Annotated in this window: 7 protein-coding genes; 6 read left to right on the top strand and 1 reads right to left on the bottom strand. The window is 71.9% G+C overall.

The genetic code is table 11. From position 1 onward, the window contains the following. Positions 1 to 20: 20 nt before the first annotated feature. From E1287_RS38855 to E1287_RS38840, 4 genes are all read left to right on the top strand, one after another. Positions 21 to 1,265, top strand: a complete 1,245-nt coding sequence (locus E1287_RS38855) for an aminotransferase class V-fold PLP-dependent enzyme (protein ID WP_131970403.1) — start codon at positions 21 to 23, stop codon at positions 1,263 to 1,265. A 101-nt stretch (positions 1,266 to 1,366) separates the two neighbouring features. Next, positions 1,367 to 4,540, top strand: coding sequence for an SseB family protein (locus E1287_RS38850; protein ID WP_131970401.1), 3,174 nt, complete (start codon positions 1,367 to 1,369; stop codon positions 4,538 to 4,540). Beyond that, positions 4,537 to 4,905, top strand: coding sequence for a hypothetical protein (locus E1287_RS38845; RefSeq protein ID WP_131970399.1), 369 nt, complete (start codon positions 4,537 to 4,539; stop codon positions 4,903 to 4,905). Before E1287_RS38850 ends, E1287_RS38845 begins: the two co-directional genes overlap by 4 nt. 112 nt (positions 4,906 to 5,017) lie before the next feature. Continuing rightward, positions 5,018 to 6,007, top strand: coding sequence for a hypothetical protein (locus E1287_RS38840; RefSeq protein ID WP_131970398.1), 990 nt, complete (start codon positions 5,018 to 5,020; stop codon positions 6,005 to 6,007). Positions 6,008 to 6,018: 11 nt separating this feature from the next. On the opposite strand, the gene E1287_RS38835 is transcribed toward E1287_RS38840, so the two are convergent. Further along, a complete protein-coding gene (locus E1287_RS38835; protein ID WP_131970396.1) occupies positions 6,019 to 6,831 on the bottom strand; it encodes an RNA methyltransferase in 813 nt (270 codons plus the stop codon). Positions 6,832 to 7,480: 649 nt separating this feature from the next. Here E1287_RS38835 and E1287_RS38830 point away from each other — a divergent pair. Beyond that, positions 7,481 to 9,937: a substrate-binding domain-containing protein gene (locus tag E1287_RS38830; protein ID WP_131970394.1), complete on the top strand. Its 2,457-nt coding sequence runs from the start codon at positions 7,481 to 7,483 to the stop codon at positions 9,935 to 9,937. Between the two features lie 345 nt (positions 9,938 to 10,282). Then, a partial coding sequence (locus E1287_RS38825; RefSeq protein ID WP_131970392.1) for a sigma-70 family RNA polymerase sigma factor occupies positions 10,283 to 11,406 on the top strand: 1,124 nt, incomplete at its 3' end.

Here is an 11,406-nt window from a genome sequence, read left to right as displayed (position 1 = left end):
GCTCCGCCGTCACGCCCCCTGTGACGCCCGCCGAGGGGGTCCGGGTTCAGCCGGGCCCGCGCGTCATCGGCGCGGACGTCCCGGTGCCGGTGCGGGACGGACGCCACGTCCCCTACGCCAACCTCGACTACGCCGCCAGCGCGCCCTGTCTGGAGGCAGTGCACGAGGCGGTCACCCGTGCACTGCCGTACTACAGCAGCGTGCACCGTGGGGCCGGTTACACCTCGCAGGTCACGACCGCGGCGTACGAGGACGCGCGGGAGACGGTCCGCTCGTTCGTGGGCGGCTGGCGGCGCTCCGCCGTCGTGTTCACCCGCAACACCACCGACGCGATGAACCTGCTCGCGCACGCCGTCCCCGCCGGGACGAGCGTCGTCGTCTTCGAGACCGAGCATCACGCGAGCCTGCTGCCGTGGAAGCGGGCCGTGCGGCTGCCCGCGCCCGCCACCCCGGCCGAGGCCGTCTCCGCCGCCGACCGGGCGCTGCGCGAGTCCCCGATCGGGTCGCGGCTGCTGGTCGTCACCGCCGCGTCCAACGTCACCGGCGAGCTGTGGCCGATCGAGGAGCTCGCGCGGGTCGCCCGCCGCAACGGCGCCCGCATCGCCGTTGACGCCGCTCAGCTCGTCCCGCACCGCCCGATCGACATGACGGCGCTCGGCCTCGACTACGTCGCGTTCTCCGGGCACAAGCTGTACGCGCCGTTCGGCGCGGGCGTCCTCGCCGGGCGCGCCGACTGGCTCCGCGCCGCCGCTCCCTATCTGAAGGGCGGCGGCGCCAGCGCGTCCGTCGGACGGACGACCCGGTGGGCGGCGTCCGCCGAGCAGCGGCACGAGGCCGGCTCCCCGAACGTGCTGGGCGTCATCGCGCTCGCCGCCGCCTGCGACACCCTGTCGGACGTCTGGGAATCGGTCGCCGCTCGCGAGGAGGCGCTGGTGAAGAGGCTGCGGGCGGGGCTGGCCGCGCTGCCGTCCGTCCGCGAGCTGAGCCTGTGGGGAGGACGGGCGCCGCGCGTCGGGATCGTGTCGTTCGTCGTGGACGGCTGGAACGCGCGGGACGTGGCGCTTACCCTGTCCGAGGAGTACGGCATCGGCGTCCGGGACGGGAAGTTCTGCGCCCACCCCTTCGTCAGTCACCTGCTGGGTGGAGACGGCTCGGGTTGCGCCGAGGGAGCGGACACCGCCGTCCGCGCCAGCCTCGGCATCGGGACGAGCGAGGAGCACATCGACCGCCTCCTCACCGCCCTCGCCGGGCTGACGGCCCGCTGAGCTGCGCAGACTCCGGTGCCGCCGAGTGAAGATGCTCTTTGGTCCTGTTCGCCCATGTAGCGTAGACAGTCGCGCGGGGACGAGCACGGAAGAAACAGGGGGTGGCGACCGTGGCCGACGCGTGGCGACCCACGTCGGATCTCGAGCACCGGCTGGAGGAGACCGTACGGGCCGGAGACCAGGAGAGTTACTTCCGGCTCCTCGCGGAGAGCGAACTCGTCGTCCCCGTCCCGCCGGACGTGGCGGACGGGATGCTCGCCAACGAGACGCAGCCGTCCTGGCCGACGCAGGAGGAGGACGGCCGGATCCACGTGCTCGTGTACACGTCGGCGTCGGCGATGCGCGCCTGCCTCGGCCAGACCTACCAGCACTTCATGACGGTCAGGTTCGGCGAGATCGCCGAGACGTGGCCGGACGACCGCTGGTGGCTCGCCGTCGACGTCCCGGCCCGGGGCGTCGGGACGGTCCTGCCGATCGAGGCGCGGCTGCCGTCCTGGTTCGTCCGCCAGGTCGCCGCGGGCGACGGCCGTCCGCCGCAGGTCGGCCGCGCGGCCGCGCCCTGGGAGGAGCTCCGCGACCAGCACCGCGACCTCCCCCGCGAAGCGCCGCGCGAAGCGTCCCACGAAGCGCCCCGTCAGGAGTTCCAGCCCGCCAACGACGTGGAGCGCGACCTGCTCCGCGCCGCGGCCAACAACGACCACGACCTCTTCCTGCAGACCCTGGCCGCCACGGACGTGCTGCTCCCCGTCCCGGACGACACCGACTACACGCTGCGTCCGGGCCGCCCCGGTTTCCCCTGGCAGACGAGGGAGGTGGACGGCTCCACCGTCGTGCCCGTCTTCACGTCCCCGGAACGGCTCATCGAGGCCGCCCACGCCGCAGGGACCGGCACCGAGTACATCAAGCTGCCGTTCACCGTCGCGCTGCGCTACTGGCCGAACCACGACTGGCTGCTCGCCATCAACTCGGGCTCCCCCGCCGGCGGCACCATCCTGGCCCAGCAGCTCCCCGGCCTCGCCACCTGGGCCGACCAGCGCGCCGCGCAGCGCATAACGGAGGGTTTCGACCCGCAGAACGACATCGAGCAGCAGCTCTTCGACGCCGCCCGCCGCCGCGACACCGACACCTTCTTCTCCATCCTCCTCGGCGCGCAGGTCCTCGTCTCCGCCGATCCCGAGACCCCGTGGGGCATCGACCCCGGCGACCCCGGATTCCCGTGGCGGCCCGTCCCCGTGCACGGCCGGACGTCCATCCAGATCTTCACGTCCTTGAAGTGGATGAACGAGGCCATCGGCTCGTCCAGGTTCGTCATGCCGAGCCTCGTCGAGATGGTCGCCGCCTGGCCGGACACCGGGTGGACGCTCGTCCTCAACCCCGGCACGCCGATCGACGCGACCATGCCCGGCGACCAGGTCCGCTCGCTGCGCGGGCCGGACGCCGCGGCGACGCCCCCGTCCGCGTCCACGCCACCGCCGCCGGAGACGCCGGCCGTCCCGGTCGCGCCCGCTCTCCCCGCTGAGCCCTCCGTCCCCGTCGCGCCCGCCGTCTCCGCTGAGCCCGCCGTTCCGGTCGCGCCTGCCGTCCCTGCGGAGCCCGCCGTTCCGGTCGCGCCTGCCGTCCCTGACGCACCGGCTGCGCAGAGCCCCGTCGCCGGATTCTCTGGCGATGCGGTGCCGGAACGTCCGCGCGGACGCCACGCCGGGCCACCCGAAATCCCGGACGAGGTTCCGCAGCCCAGCGCTCCCGCTCCTGCGGCTTCTCAACCTGCTGAGACTGTGCTGAGCGCGCCTGACGCGCAGAGCGCTCCGCCCGCCGAAGCCGCACCGCAACCCATCCCTGACGAGCCGGTGCCGAGCCCGAGCGCCGCCGGACCGGACGTCCCCGCCGAGTCCGCCATCTCCGCCGCACTCGGCCCGAACATGCAGGAGAGCTACCCAGCCCCGTCCGAGGTTCCGGAAACGAGCGAAACGCCGGGCAGGCACGCCGCCGACGCACAGGACGCTCACGCCGTCCCGCACGTCCAAGAGGCGCCGGAGCCAGTTGCGGAGCATGCGGAAGCGTCCGGTGAACCGGGCCTTCTCAGCGAGGCTGCGCATGGCGATGCGGACACGCGCGACGACACCGGGCCGGGTGGACGGCCGCTGCGGGCCGTCCGGGAACCGGAGCCCGAGTTCGAGGCCGGGAACCGGATCGACCAGGAGCTGTACGAGGCGGCGTCGACCGGCGACTCCGACGCGTTCCTGCGCGTGCTGCTGAACGCGAACGTGCTGGTCCCGATCCCGGAGGACGCGCCGCTTGAGGTGACGCCGATGCAGCGCGAGTTCCGGTGGGACGCGGCGCTGCGGACCGAGTCCGCGGTGCAGGTGTTCACCTCGCTGGTGCGGCTTCGTGAGGTGCTGCCGGAATCGCGGTTCGTGTACGCCGACTTCCGCGAGCTGATCGGCGCCTGGCCCCGGGACGAGTGGGCGATGCTCCTCAACCCCGGGACGTACATCGGCGCGTCGCTGCGCGGCGACCAGGTGCGGGAGCTGAGCGAGTGGGCGGCGCGGGTCGGGCTCGTCCCGGCGCGGCCCGAGGTCCCGCCCGCCCGGCAGGAGGTCCCGCAGGAAGACCCGTTCGCCGGGCAAGAGGTTCCATCCACCGGGCAGGACATTTCGTCGGCCCGGCAGACCGCGCCCCAGCCGCAGCCGGAACCGGCGCCGCAGATGGCGCCCGACCTCGACGACCGCGGCGCGTCGCCGTCCATCATGCAGAAGGTCGTGCCGCACGGGCATGTCGCCTGGTACCTGGAGCAGGGCTATGACCGGGTGGGCGGCTTCGTCCACCTGACCAGCGACGTGGGGGAACTGCAGGCGCCCGTCCAGCTGTACGAGGCACTGGGGCTCCTGTACGAGGGGTCGCCATTCTCCCCCGGCGACGAGGGCGTGTACGTCATCCGCTGGCCCGCCTACTGCCCCGGCCTGTACCGCATCCCGTTCGGCGGACGAGACGAGGAGGAGCTGGCCACCTGGGGCGACGCCGGATGGGTGATCGAACGGCCGCCGTTCGTGGGCGGCGGCTTCGCGCCGGGCAGCGCCGGTTCCATCCGCGAGTACAAGGTGGACAGCGTCCGGCTGCCGTTCGGGGCGGAGATGTACTACCTGGGCGGCGACCGCTCCGAGCGGTTCGTGGCCATGTACGACCCCGACCGGCTCGCCTGGCTCCGGCCCGACGCGAGCGCCGACGCGTCCGGCGGACGGGACGCCTCGGGCGGACGGACGGAGGCCGCGCAGTGATCCGGGACGGGTACGTCGCGCGCTGGCTCGGCCGCGACTTCGAGGCGGCGCCCGGCGCGGACGGCGAGGTCAGGCTGTACGCGCCCGCGCCGACCGACGGGTTCGAGGAGCTGCGCCCCGGACGGTACCGCCGCGTCGTCCCCGCGTCCGAGATCGAGGACCTGCGCTACGTCCGGACCACCTGCCGCTGGCGCGGTGAACGCTTCGTCATTGTGGGCGAGCACGAAACCTGGCTCCGTGTCGAATATTCAGGGGGACGCGCCCCGGTCGCCGAAAGTCTCGGGCTGGACCGCATCGACCTGGGAATCTGGCAGTCCTGGGCCCCCAGATCGGAAGTTGAAGACGTTCGTGAAGAGTTCACATGATTCCGGATGGGGTTGATTTGGGGCTTAGTTCCGTGTTCGCTTGTGTCCCGAGGCGATCCCTCGAAGCGATGACACATGCGCTCAACGGCGACGCAACGGAGGTGCTGCGGCAGTGATCTGCCGATCAGCGGTCATACCCACCATCATCGGACTCGGCGCGGCCGCCGTGGTCGCCGCCGGCGGCGCCAACGCCGTCGCCGGCGCGCCCGGGGAACCGACCCTGACCGTGTCGGTCCACCCTAGCGATACCGCTCCCACTGCGGACAAGCCTGTCACCATCACCACCAGCGCCAACGTCGCGAACGGAACGGCGGCCGAACTTGAGATCATCAAGGTCGACGTGACGGCGACCACCGCCGGCGGGACCCCGAAGGTCACGGGCGGCTGCGACGCCGATCCGGAGCCGTGCAACCTCATCGGCGCGGAGGGGGCTCTCCAGGAGGTCACGTCTGTGATCTCCCTCGGCGGCAAGGCGATCGAGAGTGCCGTCGAGGTGACGGTCACCATCACCGTCAAGGGCAAGGCGAAGGAAGAGAACAAGGAACTGGACGGCAGCGGCAAGGCAACCGTGAAGTTCGCTCCCCTGCCCGCCAACACGCCCCCGCCGTCCAAGCCACCGCCGACCAAGACGAAGACCCCTCCTCCGACGAAGACGAAGTCGTCGAAGCCTTCCTCGTCGTCCGGCAGCGGCGGCTCCGGCAGCGGTTCCGGCGGTTCCGGCAGCTCGAATGGAGGCGGCACGTCCGGCTCCGGGTCGACGGGCGGATTCATCCCGCCGGCGCCGAACTCGTCGTTCGACCCGCGGAACCCGCAGGTGGCGCTGCCGCCGATCACGAACCCGAACGCGCCGAACCCGTCGGTGGCGCCGGGTCAGGTCGCGGCGCCGCAGAGCCGGCTGCAGGGGAACAAGTCGCCGGTCGCGCAGGACCTCACGTTCGAGCGGATGGCGAGCACGCAGATCGCGTGGCTGGCCGCGCTGATGGTGGCGTTCTCGCTGCTGCTGACGCAGGCGCGGCTGGGACGCAAGCGCCTGCCGGCCGAGACCGCGAAGCGGACGAAGGGCGAGCACCGGCGTCCCCGCCGCGGCAGCTTCGGCAAGTGATCAGCGCGTGATCAGCGCGTGAGGCCGTAGCAGGCGATCGCGGCGGCGGCCACGACGTTGAGCGAGTCGACGCCGCGCTCCAGCGCGCCCTCGCTCATCGGTATGCGGACGCGTTGGTCCGCCTCGTGAAGCCAGCGGGACGACAGCCCGTCCCCCTCAGAACCCAGCAGAAGCGCCCTGCGTTCGGCCGTCTGCACCTCGTCGATGGGCACGGCATCGGGTGCGGGCGTCAGGGCGAGCAACTGGAAGCCGTGCTCGCGCAGCGTCGATAGCCCGTTGCGCCAGTCGGTCATGCGCGCGTACGGGAGCGCGAACACCGCGCCCATGGAGACTTTGACCGAGCGGCGATACAGCGGGTCGGCGCAGCGCGGCGCCAGCACGGCGGCGTCGACACCCAGGGCGGCCGCGCACCTGAAAATGGCTCCGATGTTCGTGTGGTCGACGATGTCCTCGCAAACGATGATGCGGCGCGCGTCGGCGACGACGGCGTCGACGGTGGGGAGCGGGAGCCGTTCGAGGGACGCCAGCGCGCCGCGGTGGACCTGGAAGCCGGTGACCGACTCCATGGTGGCGTCGTCGGCGACGTAGACGGGGGCGTCCAGGCCGTCCAGGACGTCGGCGAGCGGCTCGGACCAGCGCCGGGCCATCAGCAGGGAGCGGACGGGGTGGCCGGCGGCGACCGCGCGGCGGATCACCTTCTCCCCCTCGGCGACGAACAGGCCGTGCTCGGCCTCCAGGCTCTTGCGGAGGTTCACGTCGCGGAGCCGCACATAGTCGGCGAGGCGCGGATCCGCGGGGTCGGAGACGGGAACCAGGCTGGCCATCCCCCAAGTCTCCCGCAGCCGGCCGGAAGCGTGGACGCGCCCTCTGCCCCGCACCTCGTGTTCCCTGTCAGACGCTGATAGATGATGACCATGACATGCACCGTTCCCGATCAGCCTCTTGGACGGAACAACGGCGTCGGCTGATCAAGGAAATCCGCGGAACCGGCGCGGGCAGGGCGTCCTTCGAGACGCCCCACCGGTCCCTCAACACGCGTCAACTTCTGGGTCGAATATGCAGGACGGTGAAGCCTGGGAGCAGATGGCCGCGAGGTGCGAGCGGACAACGTAGCGGAATCTTTCCGGAATCCGGTTCGGTCTCGGTAGATCTCATCCTCGGTTGCGTCAGTGACTGTGACGGTTCTCTCCGTGGCGGTCCGGCCGACGTGCGGGAACCCGGCGACACGGGAGCGGAGCGCGAGGCCGGATCTGGCCGAACGGCGAGGCCAGGAGGCCGCTCCGCCGCCGGAGGGTCCGGTGCGCGTGTAGCGCCGCGCTCGCTGGGCGTGACGGCCGCGGGCGGCTTCGCCGACGATGAGACATACGCGCATGACCTGCGTCATTATCACTTTTGAGTTCTTTGTAACCTCTAGTTCGTACTACTACAGTGCCGGGGAACATCGGCGGGTTTCTGGTGAATCGAGGGCAGGGCATGAGCGGACGTCATGGCAATGACTTCCCCGAGGGGCCGGGCGAGGGCGGGTACGACCCGTCCACGCCCGTCTTCGGCCCGGCCAACGACGGGTCCTCCGACTGGTTCGGGACCCGGGACAGCCAGGGCAGGCCGGTCGGGCAGCCGCCCGCGGGCCCGCAGGGAACTCCGGCGGGGTCTCCGCCCGGCTCGCCCGCGTCATCGGGCGAGACGCCTGAATGGTTCACGCCGCGCCGGTCGGGCGAGCAGCCCGTGTACGGATCCGGCGGCTACGGCGGCACGCCGGAGTACGGCGGCGCCTCGGAGCCCGGCGGCTACGGCGGTGCCCCGGAGTCCGGTGGATACGGCGGCGCCTCGGGCAGCGGCGGGTACGGGTCAGGAGGCGGCGGCGGTTACGGCTTCGATGAGCCCGCCGAAGGGCGGCAGGGGCCGCCGTCCGAGAGCTCCCCGCTCGCCGGGACGGGATACAGCGAATACGACTCCATCCGCAGCTCCGACGGAGGCCGGGCGGCGTTCTTCGGCGGCGGCACCGGCGGGCCGGGCGAATCCGGTGGTTACGGCGCCGGGTCCGGCGGATCCAGCGGTTATGGCGGAGGCGGTGGCGGTTACGGCGGCGGATCGGGCGACTACGGCGGGTCCGGTGACTTCGGCGCGTCCGGCGGGTCCGGTGGTTACGGCGGCGGGTCGGGCGGTTATGAGTACGGGCGGCGCAAGCGCAAGCGGAGCGCGTCCGCGCTGATCGGGCCGATGGCGGGGGCCGTGGGCCTGGCGCTGCTGCTGGGCGTCGGCGTGTACGCGTTCGCGGAGAGCGGCAGCGGCTGCTCCGGCGACGACGCGATGAACCTGACCGTCGCGGTGGCGCCCGACATCGCTCCGGTGGTGGAGAAGGCCGCCGGACGGTTCAACGACTCCAAGCAGAAGGCCGACGGCAAGTGCGTCGTGGCGACCGTGAAGAAGGCGGAGCCGTCGTCGGTGTCGACGCTGCTGTCCGGGCAGGGTGTGGCGAACTCGTCCAACGAGCGTCCGGACGTGTGGATCCCCGACTCGTCGCTGTGGGTGTCGCTGGCGCAGACGAGCGGCGGCGACGGCGGCGGCCAGGGCGGCGCCGCGGCCACGACCAAGACGAAGACGTCGGTCGCGTCCAGCCCGATCGTCGTCGGGCTGCCGCAGTCGCTCGCGGCGCAGCTGAAGCAGCAGGGCATCACCGCGAGCCCGTCCTGGGACAACCTGCTCAAAGCCGCGGGCGGCGTCGCGGGCGGCGCGGTGACCAAGAACCAGATGATCCCGGCGGGCTCGGTGCGGCTGGTCGTGCCCGACCCGATGAAGAACGCCGCGGGCATGGGCTCGCTGATGATCACCAACACGCTGCTGGCCAACGACCCGAACCGGGACTCGATCTTCACCGGCATCGTCCGGACCGTCCGGGAGAGCACCGTCCCGAACGTGGCGGCGGAGTTCACGCACTTCCGCAAGGGCCGCACCGGCAAGCAGCCGATCTCGCTGTCGTCCGAGCAGGCGCTGTGGACGTACAACAAGACCGGGCCGGAGGAGCCGGCGGTCGCGCTGTACCCGCTCGAAGGCACGCTGTCGATGGACTACCCGTTCACCGTGACCAGCGCGGACGCCGGCAAGCAGGAGGGCGCCCGCCTGCTGGAGAAGGCGATGAGCACCGAGGCCACGCGCAGCGACGTCCACGCGCAGGGGTTCCGCACCCCGGACGGCAAGGCGCCGAACGGCTTCGACCAGAAGGCCGGCGTCAGCCCCGCCCGCCCGCGGCAGCTGCCCGCGCCGAAGAGCGCCGAGGTGGCGAAGATCATGCAGGCGTGGTCGAAGCTGACGCTCGGGCTGCGCATGCTCGTGCTGATCGACGTGTCCGGCTCGATGGCCGAGAAGGTCGGGCCGAACGTCAACCGGCTGCAGGCCCTCGCGCAGGTGTCGCAGGGCGGGCTGAGCATGATGTCGGACGACACCGAGCTCGGCCAGTGGCTGTTCTCGACGAAGATGAACGGCGACAAGCCGTACAAGGAGATGATCTCGATCGGCCCGCTCAGCGACCGGATCGGGTCGACCACGCGGCGCGGGCTCTTCCTGTCCACGCTCCAGCAGATGCGGCCGAAACCGGACGGCGACACCGGCCTCTACCGGACGATGCTCGCCGCCTACAACGGGATGAACAAGAGCTACAAGCCGGAGTTCGGCAACTCCATCCTGCTGCTGACGGACGGCAAGAACGACGACCCCGGCGGCCCCTCGCTGCAGACGACGCTGAACCAGCTCAAGGGCATGCAGGACCCGAACAAGCCGATCCAGGTCAACATGATCGGGTTCGGCCCGGGCGTGGACCGGAACGAGCTGGAGCAGATCGCCCAGGTGACGAACGGCAGCGTCCAGATCGCGATGACGCCGGCGGAGATCCAGAAGATCTTCCTGAAGATGCTGTCCCGCCGGATCCAGTGACCGCCATCCGGTGATCATGCGATTGCGCCAGGTAGTTCTGGATTTTTTCCTTCGATCCGTGTCAACCGGGTGCGCGCGTCGGCCGTCAATTCAAGTGGAGGCCCGACGGGGAGCGGGGCCGTCGGGCCTCCGACCCGCTTTCCCCCTGGCCCGCGTCCAGGGTGAGTGAGCCGTCGTCATTCCCGGCGGGCCGGCAGGGTGCGACCCCCGGCTAGCCGGTGGGAACGGCTCCCAGGCCCCGGGCCGGAAGGCAGGGGCAGGGAGAGCGCATTCGCTCCCCAATTGGATCATCAAACCCGTCCCTGATGCGGACGAGGATGCTGACTCAGCCCGCAGGAGGACCTTGTGTCCGGATGGCCCAATCTCGATCGCGCCGACGACGAGCGCCTGGCGCGGTCGCTGGCCGCAGGCGATCCAAGTGCCCTCATCCAGGTCATGGATCGTTACGCGGCACGCCTGTACGACTACTGTCACGCTCTGCTGCGCGACCAGGACCAGGCGGCCGGCGCTCTGCACGACGCGCTCATCGCCGCGTATGCGCACGTTCCCCTCGTCCGCGAGCCCGATCGTTTCCGCGGCTGGCTGTACGCGCTCGTCCGCAACGAGTGCATGCGGCGGCTGCGCGGCCGGGACCGTCCCGCCGACCGGCGCGAGGCGCCCGAGGTCGAGGAGGGCTTCCTGGACGAGGCCGAGCTGGCGCAGCGGCAGGAAGCCCGCCACTTCGTCCACGGCGCCCTGTCGGGGCTGCGCGGACGCGAACGCGAGGCGCTCGACCTCATGCTCCGGCACGGCCTGGACGTCGTGGAGATCGGCGGCGTGCTCGGCATCGACGCCGAGGCCGCCACGGACCTGTCCGGCGAGGCCCGCGCCCACCTCGAGGACGCGCTCGCCGCGGCGTCCATCGCCCGCGACGGACGCGACTGCCCCAGCGTCGCCGCGCTCGCCGAGGACGGCGGGTGGCCGCTGCCGCCGGCGATCGTCCGGAAGCTCGTCCACCACATCGACACGTGCCCGACCTGCATCGCGCGGCGCGACCGGACGATCTCGGCGGCGCGGTTCCTGCAGGTGCTGCCCGTCGCGATGATGCCGACCGACCTGCGCGGCCTGGTCATGGCCACCGCGACGGACCCGGCGCTGGCCTCCGACCTCGCCGCGATCGCGCACCGGGCCGAGCCGTTCGACGCCTGGGGCTGGCCCGTCAGCATCGACCGCGCCGCCCCGCCCACCGCGTCGAGGAAGGGCGGCCCGCGCGCGCTCTGGCCGGTGCTCGCGGCCGTCGCGGCGGTGGTGCTGGTCGTGGCGAGCGCGTTCTACGTCATGTCCGACTCGCCCGGCGAGGGGACGAGCGCTCAGGGCTCGCCCAGCGGGCCGTCGGCGTCCGTAGGCGACTCGGCCCTCCCGACCGATTCCGGGGAACCGTCGCCGACGCCCACGGAAAGCGAAACCCCGACCCCCACGCCCACCAGCGC

The organism is Actinomadura sp. KC06 (assembly GCF_004348735.1).
Taxonomy (GTDB): domain Bacteria; phylum Actinomycetota; class Actinomycetes; order Streptosporangiales; family Streptosporangiaceae; genus Spirillospora.
The sequence above is the reverse complement of the archived record's forward strand: the minus strand, read 5'-3'. Positions and strand labels throughout refer to the sequence as shown.

Excerpts from the sequence above, each read along its gene's own strand:
- E1287_RS38835 (WP_131970396.1), bottom strand. The coding sequence starts at position 6,831 with ATGGCCAGCCTGGTTCCCGTCTCCGACCCCGCGGATCCGCGCCTCGCC.
- E1287_RS38830 (WP_131970394.1), top strand. The coding sequence starts at position 7,481 with ATGAGCGGACGTCATGGCAATGACTTCCCCGAGGGGCCGGGCGAGGGC.